The 25,101-nt window shown below is 61.3% G+C and carries 26 protein-coding genes; 1 reads left to right on the top strand and 25 read right to left on the bottom strand.

Translation table 11 applies throughout. The features are described 5' to 3' along the window. Window positions 1-34 precede the first annotated feature (34 nt). From uppS to pyrH, 3 genes are all read right to left on the bottom strand, one after another. The gene (gene uppS, locus C816_RS15890; protein ID WP_040655931.1) at window positions 35-715 is read right to left on the bottom strand and encodes a polyprenyl diphosphate synthase; all 681 of its coding nucleotides are present in this window, start codon (window positions 713-715) and stop codon (window positions 35-37) included. Between the two features lie 152 nt (window positions 716-867). After that, window positions 868-1,425, bottom strand: coding sequence for a ribosome recycling factor (frr, locus tag C816_RS15885; protein ID WP_016323424.1), 558 nt, complete (start codon window positions 1,423-1,425; stop codon window positions 868-870). Window positions 1,426-1,473: 48 nt separating this feature from the next. Next, window positions 1,474-2,190 (bottom strand): UMP kinase, encoded by a 717-nt coding sequence (gene pyrH / locus C816_RS15880; protein ID WP_016323423.1) that lies wholly within the window; start codon window positions 2,188-2,190, stop codon window positions 1,474-1,476. Between the two features lie 248 nt (window positions 2,191-2,438). Between pyrH and C816_RS22015 the strand changes: the two genes are divergently transcribed. Beyond that, the gene (locus tag C816_RS22015; protein WP_016323422.1) at window positions 2,439-4,013 is read left to right on the top strand and encodes a helix-turn-helix domain-containing protein; all 1,575 of its coding nucleotides are present in this window, start codon (window positions 2,439-2,441) and stop codon (window positions 4,011-4,013) included. Window positions 4,014-4,050: 37 nt separating this feature from the next. On the opposite strand, the gene C816_RS15870 is transcribed toward C816_RS22015, so the two are convergent. The 22 genes from C816_RS15870 to C816_RS15770 all read right to left on the bottom strand — a co-directional run bounded on the left by C816_RS15870 (window position 4,051) and on the right by C816_RS15770 (window position 24,440). After that, window positions 4,051-5,247 (bottom strand): S-layer homology domain-containing protein, encoded by a 1,197-nt coding sequence (locus C816_RS15870; RefSeq protein WP_016323421.1) that lies wholly within the window; start codon window positions 5,245-5,247, stop codon window positions 4,051-4,053. A 136-nt stretch (window positions 5,248-5,383) separates the two neighbouring features. Further along, window positions 5,384-5,983: a ribosome biogenesis GTP-binding protein YihA/YsxC gene (yihA, locus tag C816_RS15865; RefSeq protein ID WP_016323420.1), complete on the bottom strand. Its 600-nt coding sequence runs from the start codon at window positions 5,981-5,983 to the stop codon at window positions 5,384-5,386. A 20-nt stretch (window positions 5,984-6,003) separates the two neighbouring features. Continuing rightward, window positions 6,004-8,409, bottom strand: a complete 2,406-nt coding sequence (gene lon, locus C816_RS15860; RefSeq protein ID WP_016323419.1) for an endopeptidase La — start codon at window positions 8,407-8,409, stop codon at window positions 6,004-6,006. 59 nt (window positions 8,410-8,468) lie between these two features. Beyond that, window positions 8,469-9,788, bottom strand: a complete 1,320-nt coding sequence (gene clpX, locus C816_RS15855; RefSeq protein WP_016323418.1) for an ATP-dependent Clp protease ATP-binding subunit ClpX — start codon at window positions 9,786-9,788, stop codon at window positions 8,469-8,471. Window positions 9,789-9,811: 23 nt separating this feature from the next. Then, the gene (locus C816_RS15850) at window positions 9,812-10,396 is read right to left on the bottom strand and encodes an ATP-dependent Clp protease proteolytic subunit (RefSeq protein WP_016323417.1); all 585 of its coding nucleotides are present in this window, start codon (window positions 10,394-10,396) and stop codon (window positions 9,812-9,814) included. A gap of 223 nt (window positions 10,397-10,619) precedes the next feature. Beyond that, window positions 10,620-12,110: a trigger factor gene (tig, locus tag C816_RS15845; RefSeq protein ID WP_016323416.1), complete on the bottom strand. Its 1,491-nt coding sequence runs from the start codon at window positions 12,108-12,110 to the stop codon at window positions 10,620-10,622. A gap of 101 nt (window positions 12,111-12,211) precedes the next feature. Further along, window positions 12,212-12,898 (bottom strand): metallophosphoesterase, encoded by a 687-nt coding sequence (locus C816_RS15840; protein WP_016323415.1) that lies wholly within the window; start codon window positions 12,896-12,898, stop codon window positions 12,212-12,214. A gap of 286 nt (window positions 12,899-13,184) precedes the next feature. After that, window positions 13,185-13,493, bottom strand: coding sequence for a hypothetical protein (locus tag C816_RS15835; RefSeq protein WP_016323414.1), 309 nt, complete (start codon window positions 13,491-13,493; stop codon window positions 13,185-13,187). A 208-nt stretch (window positions 13,494-13,701) separates the two neighbouring features. Next, window positions 13,702-15,186: a threonine synthase gene (gene thrC / locus C816_RS15830; RefSeq protein ID WP_016323413.1), complete on the bottom strand. Its 1,485-nt coding sequence runs from the start codon at window positions 15,184-15,186 to the stop codon at window positions 13,702-13,704. 29 nt (window positions 15,187-15,215) lie between these two features. After that, complete coding sequence (locus C816_RS15825) at window positions 15,216-15,596, bottom strand: YraN family protein (RefSeq protein ID WP_016323412.1); 381 nt, start codon at window positions 15,594-15,596, stop codon at window positions 15,216-15,218. Further along, window positions 15,575-16,195, bottom strand: a complete 621-nt coding sequence (locus C816_RS15820) for a ribonuclease HII (protein WP_016323411.1) — start codon at window positions 16,193-16,195, stop codon at window positions 15,575-15,577. The genes C816_RS15825 and C816_RS15820 overlap by 22 nt, the downstream gene beginning before the upstream one ends. A 373-nt stretch (window positions 16,196-16,568) precedes the next feature. Then, a complete protein-coding gene (locus tag C816_RS25370; protein ID WP_016323410.1) occupies window positions 16,569-16,694 on the bottom strand; it encodes a hypothetical protein in 126 nt (41 codons plus the stop codon). Beyond that, window positions 16,691-17,215 (bottom strand): hypothetical protein, encoded by a 525-nt coding sequence (locus C816_RS15815; protein WP_040655926.1) that lies wholly within the window; start codon window positions 17,213-17,215, stop codon window positions 16,691-16,693. The genes C816_RS25370 and C816_RS15815 overlap by 4 nt, the downstream gene beginning before the upstream one ends. A gap of 17 nt (window positions 17,216-17,232) precedes the next feature. Next, window positions 17,233-17,748, bottom strand: a complete 516-nt coding sequence (locus C816_RS15810; RefSeq protein WP_016323408.1) for a hypothetical protein — start codon at window positions 17,746-17,748, stop codon at window positions 17,233-17,235. Further along, entirely contained in the window at window positions 17,745-18,635 is an 891-nt protein-coding gene (ylqF, locus tag C816_RS15805) for a ribosome biogenesis GTPase YlqF (protein ID WP_016323407.1), read from the bottom strand. The genes C816_RS15810 and ylqF overlap by 4 nt, the downstream gene beginning before the upstream one ends. Then, window positions 18,632-19,240, bottom strand: coding sequence for a signal peptidase I (gene lepB, locus C816_RS15800; RefSeq protein WP_016323406.1), 609 nt, complete (start codon window positions 19,238-19,240; stop codon window positions 18,632-18,634). Before lepB (C816_RS15800) ends, ylqF begins: the two co-directional genes overlap by 4 nt. A 5-nt stretch (window positions 19,241-19,245) precedes the next feature. Further along, on the bottom strand, window positions 19,246-19,839 hold the full coding sequence (lepB, locus tag C816_RS15795) for a signal peptidase I (protein WP_016323405.1): 594 nt from the start codon (window positions 19,837-19,839) through the stop codon (window positions 19,246-19,248). A 107-nt stretch (window positions 19,840-19,946) separates the two neighbouring features. Beyond that, window positions 19,947-20,288, bottom strand: a complete 342-nt coding sequence (rplS, locus tag C816_RS15790; RefSeq protein WP_016323404.1) for a 50S ribosomal protein L19 — start codon at window positions 20,286-20,288, stop codon at window positions 19,947-19,949. Window positions 20,289-20,433: 145 nt separating this feature from the next. Then, a complete protein-coding gene (locus C816_RS15785; protein WP_016323403.1) occupies window positions 20,434-21,051 on the bottom strand; it encodes a zinc metalloprotease in 618 nt (205 codons plus the stop codon). Beyond that, the gene (locus C816_RS15780; RefSeq protein WP_016323402.1) at window positions 21,035-21,994 is read right to left on the bottom strand and encodes a M23 family metallopeptidase; all 960 of its coding nucleotides are present in this window, start codon (window positions 21,992-21,994) and stop codon (window positions 21,035-21,037) included. Before C816_RS15780 ends, C816_RS15785 begins: the two co-directional genes overlap by 17 nt. Window positions 21,995-22,097: 103 nt before the next feature. After that, window positions 22,098-23,414, bottom strand: a complete 1,317-nt coding sequence (locus C816_RS15775; RefSeq protein ID WP_016323401.1) for an FAD-dependent oxidoreductase — start codon at window positions 23,412-23,414, stop codon at window positions 22,098-22,100. A 39-nt stretch (window positions 23,415-23,453) separates the two neighbouring features. Further along, window positions 23,454-24,440, bottom strand: a complete 987-nt coding sequence (locus tag C816_RS15770) for a 3'-5' exonuclease (RefSeq protein WP_016323400.1) — start codon at window positions 24,438-24,440, stop codon at window positions 23,454-23,456. Window positions 24,441-25,101: the final 661 nt, after the last annotated feature.

The following is a 25,101-nucleotide window of genomic DNA, read 5'->3' as shown; positions in this document are numbered from 1 at the left end:
CCCCGCCACCTTTTGGAAAAGGTGGACGAAAACTTTATTTCTTTACTCCGCCGAAACGGCGGTCCCGCGCCTGAAACGCCTGGATCGCCCTGTCCAGCTCCGCCTCGTCAAAGTCCGGCCAGAGGGTATCGGTGTAATAGAACTCCGAATAGGCGCACTGCCACAGTAAAAAGTTGCTCAGCCGCAGCTCCCCACTGGGGCGGATAATCAGCTCCGGGTCTGAAATCCCGGCGGAGTCCAGATAGCCGGAGAACAGAGCCTCGTCCAGCTCCTCCGGCCTCCGCTCCCCCGCCGCGCAGTCCGCCGCAAACCGCCGCACCGCCCGCAGGATCTCATCCCGGCCTCCATAGTTCAGGCAGACGTTTGCCTGGAAATCGTCGGCAGCCAGATGCTCCGTGATTTCGTCTGTCTCCTTGGCCAGAGCCCGAAGCTCCGGGGCGATGGGCGTCATGTCCCCGAAGAAGTGGAGTCGGATGTGGTCCCGCTCCATGGTATCCACCGCCTCCAGGAGATACTTTTTCAGCAGCGCCATGATGGCGGATACCTCCGTCTCGGACCGTTTCCAGTTCTCCGTGGAGAAGGCGTAGACCGTCAGATACTTCACGCCGATGTTCTTACAGTAAGTGGCGATGCGCCGGAAGGTCTCCGCCCCCGCCTTGTGCCCGGCGGTGCGGGGCAGGCCCCGCCGGGTGGCCCAGCGGCCGTTGCCGTCCATAATGATGGCGATGTGCCTTGGGATATTCCCGCTAAGTCTGTCTTGCTCCGTTCCTTTGGGCAAAGACCTGCCTGGAAGCGGCCCTCCCGGTCCGCCAGTCTCATTAGAGCGGGGCGGCGTAAGCCGCCCCGTATCGTTGTTTTGCCTTTCCATCAGACCGCCATCAATTCCTTCTCTTTTTTCGCCAGCAGATCGTCCAGGGTCTTGCAGCTGTCGTCGGTGAGCTTCTGGAGATCCTTCTCCACCATTTTCAGCTCGTCCTCAGTGATCTCGGACTTCTTCTCCTGCTTCTTAAAGTTGTCCATGGCGTCCCGGCGGATGTTCCTCACCGCCACCTTGCCGCCCTCGGCGTATTTGCGGATCTGCTTCACCAATTCCTTGCGGCGCTCCTCCGTCAGCTGGGGGAAGGACAGGCGGATGGCCTTGCCGTCGTTCTGGGGATTGATGCCCAGGTCAGAGTTCTGGATGGCCTTCTCAATGGCTTTCAGCGCGGAGCCGTCCCAGGGGGTGATGACCAGAGAGCGGGGGTCGGGAGAGGCGATGGCCGCGATCTGCTGAATGGGGGTGGGAGTGCCATAGTAGTCCACCATAATGCGGTCCAGCACTGCGGCGTTGGCCCGGCCCGCCCGCACGGAGGCGAAGTCTGCGGCTACGGAGTCGATGCTCTTCTTCATTTTCTCCTCGTAAACTTTATACTCGTCTTTCAGCATAATGGGGTCCTTCCTTTCAATGTAAAAATATGTGAAACGCGTCTGCGGTTATTCCTTGACGATGGTGCCCACCTTCTCGCCGCACAGGGCTCGGATGATATTCCGGGGATCTTTCAGTGCAAAGAGGAGCACAGGAATGTGGTTGTCCATGGACAGCGACGTGGCGGTGGTATCCATCACCATCAGGTGCTGGGCCAGCACGTCGTCATAGCTGATGGTGTCGTACTTCACGGCGGCGGGGTCCTTTACCGGGTCGGCGCTGTACACACCGTCCACGTTCTTGGCCAGCAAAATCACGTCGGCCTCAATCTCGGCGGCCCGCAGCACGGCGGCGGTGTCCGTGGAGAAATAGGGGTTGCCGGTACCTGCGCCGAAGATGACAACCCGCCCTTTTTCCAGGTGCCGGATGGCCCGGGAACGGATATAGGGCTCCGCAATGGAGCGCATCTCGATGGCAGTCTGCACCCGGACGGGGATTCCCTTCTGCTCGCAGACATCCGCCACGGCCAGGCAGTTCATGACGGTGGCCAGCATGCCCATATGGTCGGCCCGGGTACGCTCCATCCTGCCGCCGCTGTTCTTGGCGCCACGCCAGAAGTTGCCGCCGCCCACCACCAAACCAACCTGGACGCCCATGTCCAGGCACTCTTTGATGGTGTCGCACACGCTGCCGATCATCTCAAAATCCAGGCCCGTGCCCTTGCCGCCGGCCAGGGCCTCGCCGCTGATCTTCAAAAGGACGCGCCGGTAAACAGGTTTTTCCATAGTGAGCCCTCCATTTTTCTGTTGTTGTGGTACAAGAGTGATTTTGTCTATTTTAACTTATTTTTCCGCTTTTGCATAGGGGGTAGACAAAGATTTTACAAATAAATCATCACGCCTCCCCTTCCGCCGCACTGCTTTTCCGGGAAAAAGATCCCCGAATCCGCAGCCCGCAACCGATATTTGACACCCGGGTGGTAGCCTTTTCCCGGGAAATATGGTATCCTGAGAGAGAAAAAGGAGGCGGCTTTATGAGCTTAGGCGAGAGGATCGGTCAAAACCGCAGATCCCAGGGCGTGTCCCAGGAGGAACTGGGGGCGCGGCTGGGCGTCAGCCGCCAGGCGGTGAGCAAGTGGGAGACAGGCGCGGCCACGCCGGACATGGCGAACCTCATCGCCCTGGCAAGGGAGTTCGGCGTATCTGTTGCAGAACTGACGGAGACGCCGGAACAGCCGAAAGAGGAAAAAGCGTCCCGGGAAAATCTGCGGCTGTTCATCTTCCCCACTCTGATCGTTTTACTGACGCTGGTCCTGTTTTCCGCGGGACTGATTTTATGGACTAATTTCCGGCCGGACACACTCCCTTCCGCCGCCCCGCCGCCAAAGGACACGGTTTCCACTGAGACGACTGTGCCCATCCCTGCCCCGGCCACAGATTTCGCCCTGATCTGGACCAGCAGCGACGGGCATGAGGAGTTTTTGGAGCTGGGTACGCAGGCGGATTTCTTCCCCTTCGGTGCCCCCCTGGAGCTGAACGCGCCGGAGGAGGTTCTGGACACGGACTTTGGCAGCATGACTGCCCACCGGGCGGACTGCGGTGCTGTCTTTATTGAATACAGCCGCATTGAAGATCCTCCGGGGCCCGAGGGAACGACACAGAAATGGGAAAACATCGACGCCCTCTCCACCATCGTGCCCGGATACGCCACTCCCCGCGGCATTGCCTCCGGAAGCAGTGAGGCGGACCTGCTGGCGGCTTATGGCGATGAGCTGGTATACTGCCTGAAAGAGGAGCGCTATACCCTGGTTCCCCACGACTGCTTCTACGCCTGGTCGGCCTTCGCGGACGGATACTCCACCATTTTTTTCTATGTTGAGCGAGGGACCGTATCCGGCATCCGTATGGAGAGAATGTATGACCTGGGCGACTGCTACACGCCGGACAATGCAGACAATGTCTCCCGCTTCCCCATGAAGGACGGCCAGCCGGACTTCTCCCTTCGGGAGGAGCCGGAGCGGGAGGAGCTCAGCGATGCCCGGCGGGTCTACATCGCCTTCAACCATCTGGCGACCAACAACAACCTCACTGCCGAGGAGCGGTACGCCTATCGCCGGGATATCTTCACCCTCCTGCCGGACCTGGACTGGGAAGAACTGCGCGGGATGGGGGCGGCGGAGTACCCGGAGGACATCTTTTTTGCCCTGATGGACTGGCTGCAACAGCAGGACGCCTATACCGAATCTGAAATCTTCTGGACCCAGGCAGGCTCTGTGGCAAAAGGAATCGACGGCGCCTATGCGGAATCTTACGACGGCCTGCTCTCCCGCGTCTTTTTTTATGATCCTGCCGGCTTCATCCGCAGTCTTACCCGTGACTTGGACAGCAAGGAGGATTGGCGGTTCCATTCTGTCCTTGGCGCGGCCTTTGACGGTGTCTGGCATCCCCAGGAGCTGGCCGCCGCCCGTGAAACTCTGAACACCACGCTCTCCAGCGGAATGTTTACTCCGGAGGAATCGGGCTGGTGCCGCCTGATGCTGCTGTATTTGGAAGCAGCGGAGCGGGACGACTTCGGCGGTCTTCCCCATTCACCATCCGAACTGCCATAGAAAAACGCCCCGCCTTCCGGCGGGGCGTTCGTTCTCTTTATTCCGGATACCGGGTCCAAACCTCGTAAGTCCTGCCGGGGAATTCATCATCCGGCGTGATGACCATACTCCCGGCGGTGCCGCCGTCTTTCAAATAGAACATGCCGTATCCCGTCTCCAGTCTGCCCTCCAGGGTCATCATATCCCCCTTCGTGCCGCTGTACGTGGAAACCCGGACAATCTTCCCATTGTCCAGCGTAATCACAATGTCTCCGGCCCGCATTTTTGTGATGTCATCCAGCTTCCGGGCAGGAAAACCGTACCGTCCAAAGACGCGGTCACTGAGCAACGCCGCATATCCGCCGGAGCCGCTTGTCATGCTCAGCTTTTTGCCGTTTGCGTCCGTATAGGACCAGATCACGGCCTGCACCTCCGCGCTGGAGTTGCCGGCAGCATAGGTGGAGGCCCGGACGTCTCCCTGCCACTCCGCGGCAACCCGCTGAAGCAGGTCCTTCACGTTCTCCTCCGTAACAGGCAGGCCGCTGAGCAGGGCCGCTCCCGCGGGCCCAGCGGGCGTATATTCTCCCATGCCGATGGTAACGCCCAGCGCCTTCCCCAGGCGGTCAATCACCACACAGCTCTGAGCGCGGGTCATCAGGGCCGCTCCGTCAAAATCCCCGTCGAGATGGCCCTGCAGAACCTCCAGCACGTAGCATGCGGTCACCGCGTCCTGATATTCCTCCGGAATGACAGACCAATCCCTGACCCGCAGGTGGACGATCTCCCGCTCCACCCCGCTGCCGGTCTGCTCGTGATCCAGCATGATGTTATAGGCCAGCTGGGCCATATCGTACCGAGTGACATAATCGCCGTCACAGCCCAGCTCCGGCCAGCCGGTGTCCCAGCCCATGGCGGTGCCCTTCAAAATATCATGGTCCCGCAGCGCCGCCATGCTGGCCCAATACCAGGGGGCCGAACCGCCATAGCCCTGGTCCTCATAGGCCGCGGCCTCCTTCGGATAAAACGCCCGGGCCAGAAGCACGGCGAACTGGGCGTTGCTCACCTTCTGCCCAGGCCGGAAGGTGCCGTCCTGATACCCGGAGACAATGTTCTTTCCGGCCACATTCCGAATCGCCTCTCCGGCCCAGTACCCGGCGGGAATATCGGAGAAGCCCGTCGACGCTGCCGACGCAGCAGCAGATGTCCCCAGCAGAAGGACAACAGTGAGTAATAACGTAATAATCCCCTTTTTCATGGCTTTCCGCTCCCATCCATCTCATCTGTGTAAAGCGGGACGTGAGAATCCTCGCGTCCCGCTTTTTCTCTGCTTCTATTATACGCAATTGTTTCCAAAATTGCAATAGCCGGAAGGCTGTTTGCCAAGCGCCAAATTATGGTTTTTCGCAGGCCTCGTTCAAAAGCCGGATCAGTTCCTCCTTGCCCGCCCCTTTTTCAGCGGAGAAGGGCACCAGCGTGTCGGCCGCCGTCAGCTCCAGCGTCTCCCGGATCAGAGCAAGGGCCGGCTCCACCTGGCTGCGCTTCAATTTATCCAGCTTGTTGGCCACAACGATCTCCGGGCATCCGGTCTCCCGGAACCAGGCGTGCATGGTCATATCGTCCACCGTGGGCTTGTGGCGGATGTCCACAATCAAAACTCCGGTGGTGATGAGGCTCCCCTCATCCTGAAAATACCGCTCCATCAGGCGGCCCCACCGCTCCTTTTCCGCCCGGCTGACCTTGGCGTAGCCATAGCCGGGCAGATCCACCAGGTAGGCCCGGCGGTCCACCTGGAAATAGTTGATCTGGGTGGTCTTTCCCGGCGAGGAACCCACGTAGGCCAGATTCTTCCGGCCCAGCAGGCGATTAATCACCGAGGACTTGCCCACGTTGGACCGCCCCGCAAAGGCAAACTGGGGCAGCCCGTCCCGCAGGAACTGCTCCGGCGAGGCGGCGGAGCGGACAAACTCCGCCTTTCCAAAGTTCAGAGGCATTTGAACCCTCCTTCTCTCGTCTACTGCGGCAGAACAGCCTCTCCGGCCTGTTCCCGCACCAGAGGCGCCAGCGGCGGCAGCGGCTCCTCCTCCCGGACAGTCACTTTGGCCGGGCAGAGGGCGGCGGCAAATACCTCATCCACCGTGCTCACCGGAATGAACCGCAGAGCCGCCCGAACGGTCTGGTCGATCTCCTCCAGATCCCGCTCGTTATCACGGGGGATCAGCACTGTGCCGATGCCGTTTCGCAGGGCCGCCATGGTCTTCTCCTTCAAGCCGCCGATAGCCAGCACCCGGCCCCGGAGGGTCACCTCCCCGGTCATGGCGATGCCGGCTTTGACCTTCCGGTCCGTCAACGCGGAGAGCATGGCGGTGGCGACGGCGATCCCGGCGGAGGGTCCGTCCTTGGGTACGGCCCCCTCCGGGAAGTGGACGTGAATGTCCTTCTCCTTCCAGAAGCTGGGCTCAATGCCCAGCACCGCCGCTCGGCTCCGCAGACAGCTGAGCGCCGCCTGGGCGGACTCCTTCATCACGTCCCCCAGGTTTCCGGTGAGCTCCAGCTTGCCGGTGCCGTCGCAAGCCAGCACCTCCACCTCCAAAATCTCGCCGCCGTTTTCCGTCCAGGCCAGACCGTTCACCACGCCAATCTCCTCCCGCTCCGTGTGAAGCGCCGGGGGATAGGGCTGGCAGTCCAGCAGCTTGGGCAGCTCTTTTTCTGTAACGGCAATCCGCTTTATATCTCCTTGCAGGAGCCGCATATCCGCCTTCCGGCAGATAGCGGCCAGCCGCCGCTCCAGCTTGCGGACGCCGGACTCCCGGGTGTAGTCCCGGATGATGGCCCGGATCACGTCGTCGTCAATCCGCAGGGCGCTCTTCTTCAATCCGTGCTCCAACAGCTGCTTTGGCAGCAGGTGGCGGCGGGCAATCTGCACCTTCTCCTCGTCGGTATAGCTGGAGAGCTGAATTACCTCCATGCGGTCCAGCAGGGGCCTTGGAATGGTGTCCGTGGTGTTGGCGGTGGTGATGAACATCACCTTCCGCAGGTCCACGGGAATCTCCAGAAAGTGGTCCCGGAAGGCGTGATTCTGCTCGCTGTCCAGCACCTCCAGCAGGGCCGCCGCCGGGTCGCCCCGATAATCGCTGCCCAGCTTGTCGATCTCGTCCAGCAAAAGCAGGGGATTCATAGACCCGCTCCGGCTGATGGCCTCAATGACCCGCCCAGGCATGGAGCCTATGTAGGTCTTTCGGTGGCCCCGGATGTCCGCCTCGTCCCGGACGCCGCCCAGAGAGATCCGGGCCAGCTTCCGGTTCAGCGCCTTGGCCACGCTGATGGCAATGGAGGTCTTGCCCACGCCCGGAGGCCCCACAAGGCAGAGGATCTGCCCCTTGCCCTCCGGATTCATCTGCCGGACGGCGATGGTCTCCAGAATGCGCTCCTTCACCTTCTCCAGGCCATAGTGGTCCTTTTCCAGCACCTTCCGGGCGGCGTCCACGCTGACCCGCTCCCGGGTGGTCACATTCCAGGGCATCTCCAGACATACGTCCAAATAGTTCCGGATGACCGCGGCCTCGGCGCTGCTGTAGGGCTGCTTTGCCAGCTTGCCGACCTCTTTCAGAAGATGCTTCTCCGTATCCTCCTCCAGCTGGAGCTCCAGAATTCTCTGGCGGTAGACCTCGATCTCGTCGTCTTCCTCGTCCTCCCCCAGTTCGTTTTGCAGTACCCGGATCTGGGTCCGCAGAATTTGGTCCCGCTGGGTGCGGATCAGCTGATCCCGGACCTTGCCCTCCATCTCATGCTCAAAGCCCAGCACGTCGCACTCCCGGGCCAGGAAGCCGTTGAGCTTGCGCAGCCGCACATGGGGAACCAGCTCCTCCAGAATCTCCTGCTTGTCGGTGTAGCGCAGGTTGATGTTCTGTGCGATGAAATCCGCCAGATACCCGGGGTCCTGGCAGTCCATCACCTGGGCGATCACCTCCTCCGGCAGGCTGTTCACCAGTCCCGCATACTCGCCGAAGAGGCTGCAGGCCTGACGCAGCAGCGCCTCCATCCTGGGCCCCCGCCGGACAGCGGCGGCAGATTCCTCAATGAGCTCTACGTTGGCCTGGAGGTAGGGCTCCGCCTGCCACAGACGGCGCAGCCGCGCCCGCTGCCGGCCCTCCACCACGCAGCGGACCGCGTGAGGTGACAGCCGCAGGATCTGCCGGATATGGGACACTGTGCCGACTTCATACAGGTCTCCCTCTCCCGGCACATCCACGCCCGCCTCCCGCTGGGTGACCAGGAAAATGTCCTGATCCGCCTCCATGGCCCGCTCCAGGGCGGCAATGGAGACCCGGCGCTCCACATCAAAGGTCAGATTCATATGGGGAAAAACCGTCAGGCCCCGCAGGGCAAGCACAGGAATATTCATGGTAATGGGTTCCATGGCGTTCTCCTTTCAGAGGAAAAAGAGAAAGGGGCGCGCGGCGTCCCTTCCTCTTTTCTTTAAGACGCCGACCGCGGGGCAGAGCCGCCGTTTCTCGGCTTCTCTCCCTTGCCGGTGTTTAATTTCACGGAATAATTGATTTTATTGGGGTCACGGGTCAGCTGAGGCTCTCCCTTCCCCTCCACGCAGTCCTTTGTGATGACCGCCTTGACAATGGTGGGATCGGAGGGAATGTCGTACATGATCTGAGTGAGGAGGTTCTCCATCACGGCCCGCAGGCCCCGGGCGCCGATGCTGCGCTCGATGGCCTTGTCGGCAACGGCCTCCAGGGCCTCCTCCTCGAACACCAGCTCCACCTCATCGTACTCCAGCAGCTTCCGGTACTGCTTTACCAGAGCGTTCTTGGGCTCTTTCAGAATCCGCACCAGATCCTCGCGCTTCAGCGCATTCAGCGGCGCGATCACCGGCAGACGTCCCACCAGCTCCGGGATAATGCCGAATTTGAGAATATCGTGGGGCTGGACCTCATGGAGAATCTTGTCAAGGTCCTTGTCCTTCTTGCCCTGGATATTGGCGCCAAAGCCGATGCTCTTTTGGTCCAGACGCTTCTCAATGATCTTGTCCAGCCCGTCAAAGGCGCCGCCGCAGATAAAGAGGATGTTCCGGGTGTTCACCTGGATGAACTCCTGATGGGGGTGCTTCCTTCCGCCCTGAGGCGGCACGTTGGCCACGGTGCCCTCCACAATTTTCAGCAGCGCCTGCTGCACACCTTCGCCGGAGACATCCCGGGTAATGGAGGTATTCTCGCTCTTCCGGGCGATCTTGTCAATCTCGTCCACGTAGATGATGCCGTGCTCGGCCCGCTCCACATCAAAGTCCGCAGCCTGGAGCAGGCGCAGGAGGATGTTCTCCACATCGTCGCCCACATAGCCCGCCTCGGTAAGGGTGGTGGCGTCGGCAATGGCGAAGGGGACTTTCAAAATCCTGGCCAGGGTCTGGGCAAAGAGAGTCTTGCCGGAGCCCGTGGGGCCCAGCATCAGAATGTTGCTCTTTTGCAGCTCCACGTCCTCGTCGCCGCCGAAAAAGATGCGCTTATAGTGGTTGTACACCGCCACGGACAGCGCCACCTTGGCCTCGTCCTGGCCGATGACGTACTGGTCCAGCACGTCCTTGATCTCCCGGGGCGTGGGGAGCTGGTCGGGAATATCCTCCAGGGGGTTGGACTCCATATCGTCAAACCCGTCGTTCAGGATGCTCATGCACAGCTGGACACACTCGTCGCAAATGCGCACACCGGGCCCCTGAATCATGCGGTGGACCTGCTGCTCATGCTTGCCGCAGAAGGAACACCGCAGCGTCTTCTTGCCGTCGTCACTCATGGTAAATACCCTCAGTCTCGCTTTTATTTTCTGGCAGTGATGATCTGATCCACCAGGCCGAACTCCAGCGCCTCCTCGGCGCTCATGAAGTTGTCACGCTCGCAGGCGGCAGTGACCTCCTCCACCGAGCGGCCAGTGTTCTCCGCCAGAATGCGGTTCATCCGCTTCTTGATGGTCTCCAGACGCTTGAGGTGGATGGCCATATCGGTGATCTGGCCCTGGGTGCCGGCGGAGGGCTGGTGGATCATAATCTCCGCGTTGGGGAGTACGAGCCGCTTGCCCTTGGCGCCGGAGCTGAGCAGAAACGCGCCCATGCTGGCGGCCATACCCACGCAGATAGTGGACACCTCACACTTGACGTACTGCATGGTGTCATAGATGGCCATGCCGTCGGTGACGGAGCCGCCGGGGCTGTTGATATAGAACTGGATCTCCTTGTCCGGGTCCTGGGCCTCCAGATACAGCAGCTGGGCCACCACCAGACTTGCGGTGGTAGCGTTGACCTCCTCGCCCAGAAACACGATGCGGTCATTCAGCAGGCGGGAGAAAATGTCATAGGAACGCTCTCCCCGGCTGGTCTGCTCCACAACATAGGGGACTAAACTCATACTTGAAAACCTCCGTTCTTTCGTGGGGCGGTTCATGGCCCTCCGGCTTCCGCTGCATACGGCGCCCATCCGGAATCTGCCCAATAAACCATTCTCCCATGATACCACAAGCACCATGAGAGAATGTGTCGAATCCATGAACAATCCCAAAAATCCGCCCCGGCGGGCTGTGGGGGTCCGCCGGGACGGGGCCGTTCCGATGTAAAACGGGAAAAAGTCCGGCTTACTCTTCCTCTTTCTTGGCTTCCTTCACAGCCTTCTTTGCAGTTTTCTTGGCGGTCTTCTCCTCACCGTCAGCGGCTTTATTGGCAGCTTTTTCCTCGCCGTCGGCGGCCTTTTTGGCAGTCTTCTTCGCCGCCTTCTTGGGCTTTTCCTCACCCTCGGCGGCTCCCTCAGAAGTGTCCTCCGCCTTCTTGGCAGTCTTCTTTTTCTTCTCCGGCTTCACGGCGGAAGCGCTGTCCACCACCAGGGCCACGGCCTTCCGGCTGACTACCTGGTCCTTGACCTGGTCGGCCTGGACATACTTCTTCACCATCTCCAGGTCCATGCCGTACTGCTCCGCCAGCTTCTTGAACTCCTCCTCCACATCCTCATCGGAGGCCTCGATGTTCTCAGCCTTGATGACAGCGGTCAGGGCCAGGTCCATCCGCACCTGACGCAGGGCCGGCTCCTTGGCGTCCTCCAGGAGCTTTGCCTCGGTAATGCCGGTCATCTGAGCGTACTGATCATAGGGGATGCCCTGCTGGGTGATCTGCATCTTGAAGTTCTCCACAAACTGCCGGGCCTGATTTTCCACCATGGCGTCGGGGATGTCGGCGGTGATGCCCTCGGCCACCTTGGTCATCAGGGCGTCCTCAAACTCCCGGTCAGCGGCCTTCTGGCGCTCCTCGGCGATCTTCTTTTTCAGGTCCGCCTTCAGCTCCTTCATGGTGTCAAACTCGCTGACATCCTTGGCGAACTCGTCGTCCATCTCCGGGACTTCCTTCTCCTTCACCTCGTGGCACTTGACCTTGAAGACCACGGCCTTGCCGGCCAGGTCCGCGTGGTAATCCTCGGGGAAGGTGATGTCGATGTCCTTCTCGTCGCCAGCCTTCATGCCGACAATCTGCTCCTCAAATCCGGGAACAAAGCTGTGGGAACCCAGCTCCAGACTGTGATTCTCCCCCTTGCCGCCGTCAAAGGGAGCGCCGTCCAGGAAGCCCTCAAAATCGATGACGGCGGTGTCGCCCTCCTTGGCCTCCCGCTCCACAGACACCAGACGGGTGTTCCGGTCGCTGAGCTGCTTGAGACGCTCGTCCACATCGGCGGCGGTGACCTTCACCTCCTCCTTCTCGGCGGTCAAGCCCTTGTACTCACCCAAGGTGACCTCGGGATAGACGGGGACCGTGGCCTTGAAGGTAAAGCCGTCGGCAGAGGCGTCGCCCACCAACTCCACCGCCGGGTAGCCCACCACCTGGAGCTCCTTCTCCTTCACAGCTTCCTCATAGGCGTCGGGGAACGCTATATTGATGGCCTCCTCGAAAAACACCTCCGCGCCGTACATACGCTCAATGAGCTTGCGGGGTGCTTTGCCGGGACGGAAACCCGGCATATTGATCTTTCCGCGCATCTTCCGATACGCCTTTTCGACAGCGGCCTGAAATGCCTCCGCGCCGACCTCGATGGTCAGAGCGACCTGGCTTTTTTCGATCTTTTCGCAGCTTTTCACACTCATGTTGTCTACTCCTCCGTTCATCGCCGGCTCCACGCCGGTGCGAGTATATATTTTACCAGAAGAATTCTGAAATTACCAGCCTTTTTTCAACTAATTTTCCACTATTCGCAGATTTTTTTTGGTGCAAACCCCAGATAGTCGGCGGAGATCAGGGAAAATTCCGTTCCGTGCCGCTCTCCCTCCCACCTGCGGCGGATAGCGGGGCCGTGGAGATGGCCGTAACAGCAGCTTTTGACGCGGTACTTCTCCAGCGCCGCCAGGATCTCCGGACACTGGTAGCCCTGGTACATCGGCGGGTAGTGGAGGAAGCACAGGATGGGCCGCTCTCCGGCCGCCGCCAGGGAGGTCTCCAGCCGCATGACCTCCCGGTTCAGGACCTTTGCGTTATGAGGCTTCTGATCCTCCTCCAGGAACCAGCCCCGGGTGCCGCAGACGGCATAGTCCCCATAAAAGACGCAGCTGTTGTGGAGGATGTCCAGGGTTCGGATGCCCCGCTCGTCAAAAAAACGGTGAAGCTTGGCGGCGGTGGTCCACCAGTAGTCATGGTTGCCCTTGATGAGGTACTTTTTCCCGGGAAAGCGGTCCAGGAATTTGAAATCTGCCTCCGCCTCCTCCAGGGTCATGCCCCAGGAGGTATCCCCGGCCAGAATCAGGGTGTCCTCCGGCCCCAGAACGGCCAGTCCCTCCTCAATGCGGGCGACATAGTTCTCCCAGGCCGGGCCGAAGATCTCCATGGACTTATCCACCGCCAGGGAGAGGTGCAGGTCTCCGATGGCGTAGAGGGCCATATACGCCCCTCCCTTCCGTTAAAAGCTGCATTCACAGACGTTGAACGCGTCCGGACGGGTCTTTTCGCGCCGTTCTCCGTTAAATTATCTTGAAATACATCCAGTATTCCCGCAAAAATTTGCCTTGACCGACGCGGAAATCCCTCGTCCGTCCAGCATTCCCGCCCATGAATACAGCTTCTTACTTTTTATATAAATGTAACCAAAAATTTCAGCTCGCTCTGATGGTCCGGCAATCATCCAAATCGGAGCGGCGGCTTTGAAAACGGTATTTGCAGGGGGCAGGTCAAATCTGATCGTCAAAGAGTATGGGCTGGCCGCAGCTTTTGCAGCAGTCCGTTTTCTTTGGGTTCAGCCGGACGGAGCCGCTCCGCTCCCGGTCATGGCAGTTGGGACACTGGAGGCGGCGGCGCCAGATTACGCCCGCCCCCAGCAAGGGGAGAAAGGCCAGAATCGTAATCCAGCTGGCCGCAGCTAAAAGCCAGGGGTGCTCTTCCCCTGCCAGCCGCAGCGCCCACGCCGCGCCCTCCAACCCCCAAAACACCCAGAACAGGGCCCAGAAGAGCTTGGCGTGCTTTCGTTTCAGTCTTTGCATACAGGGTGCCTCCTATATCTCATCGTCAAAGATGAAGGCCGGCCGCAGATATGCGTGGCTGGCGGCCCAGGGACTCTCCATCTTCTTCCAGACCCAAGTCAGAAGCGGCGAGGCTGCTATCAGTCCTGTCCCCAGGACCCGCAGCCCCAGTGAACACCATGCCCACATGCATACAGTGTTTTGACCTTCCTCTCTGCCGTTCCCCTGTTCATTTCAGGAAGTCCAGCACCACACCGTCCATGCCCGGCTTCTCGCAGGTGAGGTCAAAGCGCCGTTCCTTGCCCTTCAATGCCGCCAGCCGCCGGGGCACCGTCACGCCGGTGACGCCGCATAGCTGGTCCAGCAGCTCCACGCCGTCTCCCGCCGGGGTCTCTCCGATGGCGGTGAGGACGTGGTTACAAAACTTATAGGGGGAAGCGGTGGAGACGAACACCGTCACAGTCTCGTCGCCGGTCTCCCGGCGGTACTGCTCCATGACGCTGGCGGCCACGGCGGTGTGAGTATCAATGAGATACCCGTTTTTATAGTAGTCCCCGATGGCAGCGGCAGTACCGGCCTCGTCGCAGAAGCCGCCCCAGAACGCCTCTTTCAGGGCCGCCTTGATGGCGTTGGAGACCTCGTACTTCCCGTCCCTCGTCAGGGACTCCATGTAGCCCCGCACCTCTTCGTCGTTCTCCCCGGAGAGATCGAACAGCAGCCGCTCCAAGTTGCTGGACACCAGGATGTCCATGGAGGGACTCATGGTGGTGTGGAAGGGGCGGTTGCGGTCGTAGACGCCGGTGCGGAGGAAATCTGTCAGAACGTCGTTGCAGTTGGAGGCGCAGATGAGCTTTCCAACAGGCAGGCCCATGCGCTTTGCATAGTACGCTGCCAGAATGTCGCCGAAGTTGCCGGTGGGGACGCAGAAGTTCACCCTGTCCCCCATGTCCAGCTTTCCGTCCCGCACCAGGTCGCAGTAGGCGGAGATATAGTAGACCACCTGGGGCAGAATGCGCCCCCAGTTGATGGAGTTGGCGGAGGAGAGGAAATAGCCCCGGCCCGCCAGAGTCTCCCGGATAGCCTCATCGGAGAAGATGCGCTTCACGCCGGCCTGGGCGTCGTCGAAATTACCTGCCACGGCGCACACGCCCACGTTGTCCCCCTCCTGGGTGACCATCTGGGCCTCCTGGACCCTGGACACGCCGTCCTTGGGATAGAACACACAGATCCGCGTCTGAGGCACGTCGGCAAAGCCCTCCATGGCGGCCTTGCCGGTGTCTCCGGAGGTGGCCACCAGGATGCAGACCGTCTTATCCTCCCCGGTCTTCCGCAGAGCCGCGGACAGCAGCTGAGGCAGCATCTGGAGGGCCATGTCCTTGAAGGCGGAGGTGGGGCCGTGCCACAGCTCCAGGCAGTGGGTATTCTCGTCCAGCGTCCGGACGGGGGCCACCGCCTCCGTGTCGAACTTGTCGGGGCCGTAGGCGTTCTCGGCGAAGGTGAGCAACTCCTCCTCCGTGTAGTCCGTCAGGTACAGCCCCATAACCCTGGCCGCCCGGGTCTGATACCGCGCGTTCACCAGGCTCTCCAAAAAGGCCCGGTCGATCTGGGGAATGGCCTCCGGCGTCAGCAGTCCGCCGTCCCGGCTCAGGCCCATCTTCACGGCCTCCGCCGAGTCCATGCGGAGGGATTTGTCCCGTGTGCTGTAATATTTCATCAGTAATTTCCTCACTTTCAGGAGATTTGTTATGTAAACGCATCCTCCAGATATTCCACCCGGAGGGAACCGTCCCTTCCCATATAGACCTCCGCCACGTCAAACCGGGCGGGGGCATCCTCCATGCCGCTTTCCACCAAATAGGCCATGGCGGTCTTGCGGAGCCGCTCCTGCTTGCGGCCGTCCACAAACTCCCGGGGCAGGCCGATGGCCCTGGTGCTCCGAAGCTTTACCTCCACGAAGCAGACGGCGCCGTCCCGGTCCCGGGCCACCAGATCCAGCTCACCGTACCGGCACCTCCACTGGGCAGCCAGAATCTCACAGCCCCGACGCTCCAGAAATTCCGCCGCGGCCCGCTCGCCCCGGTCTCCGGCATCTCTCGTCCCGCTTATGGCCGCCTCGCCTCCCACTTTTTCAAAAAGCTCCTCCGGTGGGCCGGGCAGGGGCCATACCGGTCCAGCATCTCATAGTGCAGCTTTGTGCCGTAGCCCTTGTGCCTGGCAAACTGATATTGGGGATACCGTGTCTCCAGCTCCGTGGAGACATACCTGTCCCGGCTGACCTTGGCCAGGATGGAAGCGGCGGCGATGGAGGCGCTCTTCCCGTCGCCGCCCACGATGGTGACGTGGGGCGCAGTGACAGCGACCCGGCTGCCGTGGTCCCGATTGCCGTCGATCAGGGCCAAATCCGGCGTTACGGTAAGCCCGTCAATGGCTCTCTGCATGGCCAGCATGCGGGCGTTGAGGATGTCCAGCCGGTCGATCTCCTCCACCTCCGCCCGGGCCACGCTCCAGGCGGCGCAGGCCGTGATGCGGCCATAGAGCACCTCCCGTCTTTTCTCCGTCAGCTTCTTGGAGTCATTGAGGCCGGGAATGCCGATCTCCCGGGGAAGGATCACGGCGGCGGCGTACACCGGCCCCGCCAGGGGGCCCGCCCCCGCCTCGTCCACGCCGCAGAGGAGGCTATACCCTTTTTTCCACTGTTCCCGCTCCGGGGTCCACAGGTCCATCGGGCGTCTCCCCTCTCTTTTTGATCCGGCGGCGGAGCCAAGCTATATAGGCAGACTGGACCAGACACAGCAGTCCCCCTCCCAAGCAGCCGATGCAGAACACAATCCGTATGCTAATCCTCTGCCCCAGTGCCAGCCACGATAGGGCACCATACTGGAAAAGCGGCATCACAAAGGCACCGAGCAGGATTCCCGCCCCATCGGCAGCTCCGTTCAGACGCTCCCCAAGCAAAAATATGATCGACATGACCATAGAAAACAGACAGCAGATCACCCACCACCATTTCAATTTGCATAGCAGCCTTCCACTTCCACAAAAATACAGCAGCACGTCCAGAACCAGTATACTCAGAATCCAGAGCCCCAGGGCAATCTAGGTCCGGTCTGAGTAGGTATAATAAAAGCTCTCAAAAAACGTGATGGCATTTGTGTACAGCTGGAGAACAATCCACATCGCCAGCACCGCAATGGTACAAATCTTTCCTGTCTTGTCACTCATTTTGTCTCCTCCAACTTGGAGCTTTCATCTGCCCGCAAATCCCTGCAGACCCCTGCCAGACGATACAGCCGCAGGAACCAGACAAGATGGCCCGCACACAGCGCGAATATCACCGCCAATATGAGAATATCGTTCACCATCACCAGTTCCAGAACAGGGAGCAGAGGGACAAAGGGCAGAAGAAGCAGGAGCAGGATTACAAGTCCTTTGTCGGTCGCTCCTGTCAGACATATTGCAAGAATCATGGCGATAACTGCACCGCATACAGCCCAAAATTTTGCCAGCACCCGGCCGGCGCTCCGGCTCCGGACGAAATACGCCAGCCCGTCAAATACCAGCAAGCTCAGCAGATATGCCGCCGTCAGCGCATAGCCCTGCCAGCCGTAGCTGTGGCCATCGCCGTGGTCAATGGAGCGGACGCCGTTATAGATTGCAGCCCAGACATGGAAAATCACCCAGCTGACACCGGAAAACACCATTCGGCCCAAAAGCCGCTCCTGGCGCGGATTCGTATGTTCCATCGGCACCTTCCACGCATTCACACACCTCTCTGCCCGGTCAGCAGGCCCTTTTTCGCCAGCAGATTCACAAACTCTCCATAGCCTGGAAGGATGGCCCGGACAGGAAAGCGCCTCCCGTCCGAAAAGGTAAAATACCAGCCGTCCAGCAAGAACACCGCTCCCCCGGGTTCGATCTCCCGGAGGCTGCGCACCGTCACACCGCCGGGGCGCAGGTCCCTCCAGCGGTAGGACCGGCGCTCCCGCCGGTTCAGGACAAAGACCACCATCTCTTCGTCATAGAGGATACAGCCTGTACCCATGAAGAAGATATGGAAGGCAAAATACACCACGAAGGCCCCGAAGAGAGGAACGCCAAGATAATAAATCAGCCTCTCCCGGCCCGGAGCCACACCGATGGACTCCAGCACCGCCGGGTCCGAGGAGACCTGGCCGGTGACCAGGGCCCAAACGCCGTAGACGGTGCAGAGCACCGCGAAAAGCCACACCAGCACCGACACCGCCAACATCCATGAGCTGGGGCCCACTCGCTTCATACCGCTTCCTCCCCCTGTTCGGGCAGCTCCAGGGTGAACCGCCCCAGCTTGCCGCCCCGGAATTCGTCCAGCAGGATCTTCGCCATCCGCTCTGTGTCCACCTCGCCGCCGGAGATCAGAAAGCCTCGCTTCCGGCCCGCGGCCTCCAGGAGGCGGTAGCCGTAGGCGATGTCGTTCTCCCCGTCCTCCCGCTGCGGCAGAGACGGCAGCTTATACCCCGCCGTCAATGCGTCGGGATACCGCTCCCCCAGGTAGGCCATCAGATGACAGCCCAGGGTCTCCACATCTAAAATATCATCCTTCACCGCGCCGGTGTAAGCCAAATTCAGCCCCACGCTCTGGTCCTCGAACTTGGGCCAGAGGATGCCCGGCGTGTCCAGCAGCTCCAGCCCCTTGTCAATGGGCACCCACTGCTTGCTCCGGGTGACACCGGGGCGGTCCTCGGTCCTGGCCGTCTTCCGGCCCGCCACCTTGTTGATAAGGGTGGACTTGCCCACGTTGGGGATGCCCAGAATCATCACCCGCACCACCCGGCCGGCCTGGCCCTTCTCGGCATAGGCCCGGAGCTTGTCCGCCAGCAGCTCCCGCACGGCGGCGGCAAATTTCGCCGTCCCCGCGCCGCCCTTGGCGTTGGACTCCAGCACAGCATAGCCCTTTGACCGAAAATGCGCGGCCCATCGCTTCGTGGCCTCCGGGTCCGCCTGGTCCACCCGGTTCAGCACCACCAGCCGGGGCTTTCCCGCCGTCAGCTGGTCCACGTCCGGGTTCCGGCTGGAAACCGGGATACGGGCGTCCAGAATCTCGCACACAGCGTCCACGTTGCGCAGCTGCTCGGCGATCATCCGGCGGGTCTTAGTCATGTGGCCGGGATACCACTGGATATTCACGCGATCACCCCGATCCGGCGGAAGTCCCGTTTCTGCGTCTCCTCATCCGGCCCTGGAAAGGCCACCGCCACCGCCCGGCCGATGACATAGCGGGTGTCCACCGTGCCCAGGTTGGAATCCCGGCTGTCGCTGGAGCGGTTGCGGTTGTCCCCCATGACGAAGATGTGTCCCTCCGGCACGGTGAGAGGAAACTCTGTCCCCTCCTCCAGGAAGGTCAGCTCGTTGATATAGTCCTCCCGCAAGGGCTCGCCCTCCACGTAGACGGTGCCGCTGTCAAAGTTGATGTCCACCGTCTGGCCTGCCGTGGCGATGACCCGCTTGACGATGGGTTCTTTCAAAAAGGTGTCCTTCCGCAGCACTACCACGTCGCCGTACTTGTAGTCGTGGTAGAGTATGGAGTTCAGCACCAGCATCCGGTCCCCGTTCTGGAGCGTGGGCAGCATGGAGTGTCCGTCCACCCCGATCAGCCGCGCCACAAAGGTAAACAGCACCACCACCGCCAGCACGGAGCACACCAGCGCCTGTACCCACTCGTAGGATTCTCTGCCGTCCGACTTCTCCTCCTGCTGGTTCTGATCTTCCAGCCTTTCCGTATTTTCCGCCATTGCTCTCAGTCCTCCCGATTTAACATTCCCATGCGGGACCAGTCCCGCTCCTTCGTCTCCTCCGCCGCTCCCGGCACCGCCAGGAAAAAAGCCCTGCCAATGACGCTCCGGGTATCCACCGCCCCCAGGGCCGGATTCCGGCTGTCGTCACTTTCGTTGCGGTTGTCCCCCATGACAAAGATACAGCCCTCCGGCACCGTCAGCGGAAACTCCGTCCCCTCGTCCGTGTGAGTGGGCTCCCGGATATAGGGCTCCGCCATTGCCTTGCCGTCCACATAGACGGTACCGGCGTCAAAGTCGATGTCCACCGTCTGGCCCGCCGCCGCAACGACCCGTTTCACGATGGGATTCCCCTCATGAAAGCCCGGTTTGCGCAAAATCACGATGTCCCCCGGACCATAGTCCCCGCAGAGCCACCCGTCCAATACCAGCAGCAGATCGCCGTTTTGCAGGGTCTCCCGCATAGAGCCGCCGGACACGCCGATAATCCGGACGGCAAAGGTGAACAGCACCACCACCGTCAGCACGGAGCACACCAGCGCCTGCGCCCACTCGTACAGCTCCCGGCCCGGCGGCCGCGCCCTCTTTCTCTTTCCCATTGGCAAAGCTCCTGATTTATTAATTTATATAGTATAGCAAATAATCCCCCGTTCCACAAGCCCGCGGCAAGAAAAAAGAGAGGCCGCAGCCTCTCTTTATCTCCGGATCAAAGCTTCTCCTTGACCTTGGCGCTCTTGCCCACGCGGCCGCGCAGATAGTACAGCTTGGCCCGGCGGACCTTACCGTTGCGGACGACCTGAATGGTGTCGATAGAGGGAGAGTGCACAGGGAACACCTTCTCCACGCCCACGCCGTAGGAGATGCGGCGGACGGTGATGGTCTCCTCAATGCCGCCGTGCTTCTTGGCGATGACGGTGCCCTCAAAGACCTGGATACGCTCACGGGAGCCCTCCTTGACCTTCACATGGACACGCACGGTATCGCCGATCTTGACGACGGGCACTTCACGGGCCAGGGTTTCCTTGTTCAATTCCTTGATGAGATCCATGGATATATTCCTCCTAAATGATAGGCGTTCATGCCGCCTTTTACGGCGCCGCGGCGCATTTCGCCAGCGCACGGCAGAGGACCGCCCTTTGTAGCCTGAATAGAATACCACAGACCACGACAAAATGCAAGCACTTTTTTACAGATCAGGAATATTTCAAATCTCCGCCCCGTCCGGCCAGCTCTCTGCCCCCTGCCGCCAGCAGGCCCGCCGCGGCGGGCAGAAGCCACAGACTGCCGCCGGTGCGAGCCATCACAAAAGCCAGCGCCGCCGACAGAGCCAGCGCCGTGATTCCGCCAGCCCATCGGACAGCCCGCTCCCCCGCCGCCGGCCCGGCGGCCCAGGCGGCCAGCAGGTACAGCGCCCGTCCGCCGTCCAGGGGGCGCACGGGAAGCAGGTTGAAAACACACAGCACCAAATTCGCCCCCGTGAATACCGCCCACCTCGTCCCGCCCGGCAGTGTCAGCAGTACGGCACACAGAATGTTTGCCCCCGGCCCCGCCAGCACCGCCGCCAGCTCGCCGGGATAGGACATCCCCCTCCGGTCCGCCGCCAGCTCCGCGCCGAATACGCCGATCCGCAGTCCGGCGATGGGCACCCCCATGAGCCGCAGAACCAGACAGTGCCCCAGCTCATGGAGCGCGGCGGCGCCCAGCACGGTTCCCAGCAGCTCCCAGCCGTTGTCCAAAGCGAACCAGACCGTCAGCAGGCAGAACCCAGGCGAGATGCGGATGCGGCCCCGCAGGTCACACAGCCGCCACATAGTAGATGGGATTTAAGTACACGCCGTCCCGCTGGAGCTCAAAGTGCAGATGCGGCCCGGTGGCCATGCCGGTCTCCCCCACCTCCGCAATCTTTTGTCCCCTCTGCACCGCTGTGCCGGAGGAAGCCGTCACCCGGCTGCAGTGGGCATAGAGCGTGGTATATCCCCCTTGATGGGTTACAATGCAGTACTTTCCATAGCTGCTGCTCTCCCCTACCGCCGTGACGGTGCCGTCAGCAAAGCAGCAGATCTCCGTGCCGGTCTCCGCCGCCAGGTCCACGCCGTAGTGGAACCGCTCCTCCCCCTCTACCGGGTGCTCCCGGTAGCCGAAGTTGGAGCTCAAAGCCCCGGAAAGAGGGGCGCGGTAGTCAAAATCAAGAATTGCCTGCTCCAGACTGACGTTGCTTGGCAAATTCTGGTCGGAGTAGAGCACATAGGCCAGAGTGGACGCCTGCCCCTCTCCGCCTGTCTGTCCGCCGTCCTCTGTCTCTGCCGGCGGCTCCTCCGCGTCCCGATAGGCCCGCAGGGTGTCCATGGCGGATGATTCCGGCAGCTCTCCCAGAACGGCAGTTTCCAGAATCTCCCCCGGCACCTCCGGGTGAAACACCGCCTGGTACACATCCCGGGCCGCGCCGCCCACGTCGGACTCCCCAGCAAAGGCCCGCCCCACGGCGGAGAACACCGCCCGCACATCCACGTTCTGCTCCATGGGGCCGTTGAGAAACTGATTGATCTGGGCCATCCGCCCCGGCAGCAGCAGCTTTACCGCCACCAGCAGGATAAAAATCCCCACGCAGGCCGCCAGCTGAATCAGACGGCGGCGTTCCCCGGCGCTCAGGGAATCCTCTTTCCGCCGGACCGCCCGCCGCGCGCCTGCGCGGCCCGGTCTCCGCCGCGCCGCCGCAATGGTGCTGATTCTCCGTCCCGCCTGCCTTGAGGTCATGGCCGTCCCCTCCCTTTTAAGTCTTGGAAATTGTATGCGGCAGAGCGGCGGGATATGCCTTTCGGCGGCAAAAAGAGCCGCCGGTCTCCCGGCGGCCCTGCCGCTATTCCCCTTTCCGTCCGCAGCGCTTGAGGTCCCCTGTGGCCGGGTTGTCAATCAGGCGCCCCTCCTCCGTAAAGCGGGAACCGTGGCAGGGGCAGTCCCAGGTGCGCTCCCGGGGATTCCACTTCAGCGCACAGCCCATGTGGGGGCACCGGGGCCTTGTGGGCGTCAGCAGATTCAGCGCCGCTCCGGCGGCGTTGACTGCCAATTGAGGCCGTAACATGGTCCGGGAGGGGGAGAATACCGGGACCCACGGGTTTTCCCGGCCCGTCACCAAATCCCCCAGGATCATAGCCGCCGCCATGGAGGAGGTCATCCCCCACTTGTTGAAGCCCGTAGCCGTATAGAGCCCCTGGGTACGGGCGGAATAAGGCCCGATATAGGGCACGCCGTCCAATGTCATGCAGTCCTGCGCCGCCCAGCGGGCCGCCTCCCGGGAGGCGGGGTAATACCGGGCCGCGCAGCGTTTCAGCTCCTCCCAGCCGCCGCCCTTTCCACCGGTGCGGTGCCCGCCGCCGCCCAGAAGCAGCAGCGATCCGGCATTCCGGAGGGACAGTCCGTCCTCCGCCCCGTCCGCATACATGCCGCCCACATCCGGGACATTCTCCAGCGCCAGGACATAGGAGCGGCGCTGGTACATCTTGAGGAAATAGCTGCCGTGCTTGTTGAGAAAGGGGAAGTGGGTGCAGACGACGATTTTCTCCGCCCGAATCCTCCCCTCCGGCGTCACCGCCGTACGGGGGGCCAGCTCCAGAACAGGCGTGTGCTCATAGATCCGGAGGCCCTTCGCCGCCGCGGCCGCGAACCGCAGCGGGTCAAACTGCGCCTGTTTGGGAAAGCGCACCGCTCCCGCCGTTGGAAACGGCAGCGGCACCTCCTCCGCCAGCTCCGCGGAGAAGCCCAGGGCCTCCAGGGCCCGCACCTCCCGCTCCAGCCCGGCGCGGTCACTCCTGGAGTAGACAAACGCGTCCCGCTCCTCAAAACCGCAGTCCACTCCGGCGCACAGCCGGCGATACTCCCGCAGGGCCGCCTGGTTGGCCGCCAGATACATCCCGGCCCGCTCCGCGCCGAACTGCCGCAGGAGCTTTTCATAGATCAGTCCGTGCTGGGAGGTGATCTTGGCAGTGGTGTTCTTCGTCACGCCGCCGCAGATGCCGTCGGCCTCCACCAGCACATTCTCCACACCAAGCTCCGTCAGCCGCCGGGCGCACAGAAGCCCCGCCAGCCCGCCGCCGATAACCAGCACATCCGTGCGGAGTTCCCCCTGCAGAGTTGGAAAACGGGGCAGAGCCGTTTCCTTTGTCCAAATTGACTCCATTCTTCATCACCGGGGATAGTATGCGGCATTTTCCGGATTTTAAGCGTTCCGGTCCGCAGCGGCAGACGGCTTTCCCGTTGGTCTGGATTTTCTCTTTTTTCCCCCCTCGCTCCGGCAGACGTGGGTGCCGCCCTGCCGCGCCGCCTCAAACTCCCGCGCCAGCTCCGGCGTAATGGCCGGAACAGACCGCCGTCCCACCCAGGTCCCGTCCTCCCGGAGGCTCAGCGTCATGCGGCACAAAAACCGTCCGTGTTCCTGACACCGGAACACCGCATAATAGACCAGGGGCACCGTCTTCCCCTTGGGCCGTACAAAGCTCCACCGGCTGACGGAGCCCATCCGCCCGCAGATGGGGCAGGCCGGCTGCCGCCCCGCCCTGGCGTTCAGAACGCCCTCCGGGGTGGGCTGAGGGCCCACCTTCCGGCGGGGCTGCTTGGAAAAGGACAGCTTGGAGAGGCGGGGCGAGGGCAGGCGGCGAGACTTTTCCCGCCTCTCCGGCCGGTAGGCCAGGGCCTCCGGCGTGATCCATCGGGCCACTACGGCGGTGTACATGGCGTCACACAGGGCGTTATGGAAATCGAAAATATCCGGAATGCCGCAGTACTCCACCGCCCGCCACAGCGCCACCTGCTGGCCGGCGCCCACCAGGTAGGAAAAGGCCGTCTGGAGGTCGCAAACCGTCTCCACCGGCACCGGGGGAATATTCCAGTACTCGCAGTTCTGCCGCAGCGCCTTGAAGTCGTCTCCGCCGCCCCAGGCGGCGAAGGCGGTCTCTCCCCCACACCAGGCCCGGAACTGCTCCAACGCGACGGGAAATTCCACTGTAGACTGAACAGAGGCCTGTAATTCCGGCAGCTTCCTCGCCCCTGGATCGAACCGCTTGTGGACCGTGGGCCTGATGAAGACACTGAACGTGTCCACAATAGGCCCTCCGATCTCCTCCACCCGGACCGCGCCGATCTGGAGGATCTCGTCCAGAGGCTTCTTGTCATAGCTGCGGTTCCACTCCAGGTCCAGAACAATCATCTATATCACTTCTTCTCTCTCTTGTTCTCTCCCGCATATTGGCAAAAGGCCCGGGGCAACGACAGTTGCTCCGGGCCTGCGGCCGTAATCGAGACAATTGTTCTTCTCCCTTTTATTTCGCTCTCTTTCTCCCTCTTATCTTGGCCCAGCACGCGGCTTTCAGCACGCGGCTTTCAGCCGCAAGGGGCCTTCAGCGCACGACTTTCAGCCGTATAGATAAGAGAAAAATCAGAAATCACGGTTTTCGGCCGTGTAAACCGTAGTGTTTTCTCCTGGCAGGTACAGCAGCCATGGACTTCGGCTGTATTGCGGGCCAGGCAGGGTTTTCAGCAGGGAAAAAGAAGAAAAAAGTCAGAAAACCAGGCCATTTCGGCGATATATTCAAATATGGCTGCGGCTAAAAGTCACAAGAGAAAGCAAGAAAAGGCCCGGGGCAACAAGTCGTTACCTCGGACCTTTGTGGCTGCACACAGCGTTCAGCTGCAAGCCACTTGCGGCTGAACGCCGTATGCTGAAAGCCATGTGTGGTCATTTTATTTGGGACACTCTGTCCGTTTTGCGGGGGTGGGGGACAAAGTATCACAAGGCAACATCTCATTGAGGCCTGATTTTACCATGTGAACATCTGCATTGCAAGCGATTTCCAGAGGATTTACGCTTT

The sequence above is a fragment of the Oscillibacter sp. 1-3 genome, assembly GCF_000403435.2.
In the GTDB taxonomy this organism is placed as follows: domain Bacteria; phylum Bacillota; class Clostridia; order Oscillospirales; family Oscillospiraceae; genus Oscillibacter.
This window is presented reverse-complemented; position numbering and strand designations above follow the sequence as displayed.

Coding starts and splice junctions, on each gene's coding strand:
- uppS (WP_040655931.1), bottom strand. CDS start 715: ATGGACGGCAACGGCCGCTGGGCCACCCGGCGGGGCCTGCCCCGCACC.
- frr (WP_016323424.1), bottom strand. CDS start 1,425: ATGCTGAAAGACGAGTATAAAGTTTACGAGGAGAAAATGAAGAAGAGC.
- pyrH (WP_016323423.1), bottom strand. CDS start 2,190: ATGGAAAAACCTGTTTACCGGCGCGTCCTTTTGAAGATCAGCGGCGAG.
- C816_RS22015 (WP_016323422.1), top strand. CDS start 2,439: ATGAGCTTAGGCGAGAGGATCGGTCAAAACCGCAGATCCCAGGGCGTG.
- C816_RS15870 (WP_016323421.1), bottom strand. CDS start 5,247: ATGAAAAAGGGGATTATTACGTTATTACTCACTGTTGTCCTTCTGCTG.
- yihA (WP_016323420.1), bottom strand. CDS start 5,983: ATGCCTCTGAACTTTGGAAAGGCGGAGTTTGTCCGCTCCGCCGCCTCG.
- lon (WP_016323419.1), bottom strand. CDS start 8,409: ATGGAACCCATTACCATGAATATTCCTGTGCTTGCCCTGCGGGGCCTG.
- clpX (WP_016323418.1), bottom strand. CDS start 9,788: ATGAGTGACGACGGCAAGAAGACGCTGCGGTGTTCCTTCTGCGGCAAG.
- C816_RS15850 (WP_016323417.1), bottom strand. CDS start 10,396: ATGAGTTTAGTCCCCTATGTTGTGGAGCAGACCAGCCGGGGAGAGCGT.
- tig (WP_016323416.1), bottom strand. CDS start 12,110: ATGAGTGTGAAAAGCTGCGAAAAGATCGAAAAAAGCCAGGTCGCTCTG.
- C816_RS15840 (WP_016323415.1), bottom strand. CDS start 12,898: ATGGCCCTCTACGCCATCGGAGACCTGCACCTCTCCCTGGCGGTGGAT.
- C816_RS15835 (WP_016323414.1), bottom strand. CDS start 13,493: ATGCAAAGACTGAAACGAAAGCACGCCAAGCTCTTCTGGGCCCTGTTC.
- thrC (WP_016323413.1), bottom strand. CDS start 15,186: ATGAAATATTACAGCACACGGGACAAATCCCTCCGCATGGACTCGGCG.
- C816_RS15820 (WP_016323411.1), bottom strand. CDS start 16,195: ATGGACCTGTGGACCCCGGAGCGGGAACAGTGGAAAAAAGGGTATAGC.
- C816_RS25370 (WP_016323410.1), bottom strand. CDS start 16,694: ATGAGTGACAAGACAGGAAAGATTTGTACCATTGCGGTGCTGGCGATG.
- C816_RS15815 (WP_040655926.1), bottom strand. CDS start 17,215: ATGGAACATACGAATCCGCGCCAGGAGCGGCTTTTGGGCCGAATGGTG.
- C816_RS15810 (WP_016323408.1), bottom strand. CDS start 17,748: ATGAAGCGAGTGGGCCCCAGCTCATGGATGTTGGCGGTGTCGGTGCTG.
- lepB (WP_016323406.1), bottom strand. CDS start 19,240: ATGGCGGAAAATACGGAAAGGCTGGAAGATCAGAACCAGCAGGAGGAG.
- lepB (WP_016323405.1), bottom strand. CDS start 19,839: ATGGGAAAGAGAAAGAGGGCGCGGCCGCCGGGCCGGGAGCTGTACGAG.
- rplS (WP_016323404.1), bottom strand. CDS start 20,288: ATGGATCTCATCAAGGAATTGAACAAGGAAACCCTGGCCCGTGAAGTG.
- C816_RS15785 (WP_016323403.1), bottom strand. CDS start 21,051: ATGTGGCGGCTGTGTGACCTGCGGGGCCGCATCCGCATCTCGCCTGGG.
- C816_RS15780 (WP_016323402.1), bottom strand. CDS start 21,994: ATGACCTCAAGGCAGGCGGGACGGAGAATCAGCACCATTGCGGCGGCG.
- C816_RS15775 (WP_016323401.1), bottom strand. CDS start 23,414: ATGGAGTCAATTTGGACAAAGGAAACGGCTCTGCCCCGTTTTCCAACT.
- C816_RS15770 (WP_016323400.1), bottom strand. CDS start 24,440: ATGATTGTTCTGGACCTGGAGTGGAACCGCAGCTATGACAAGAAGCCT.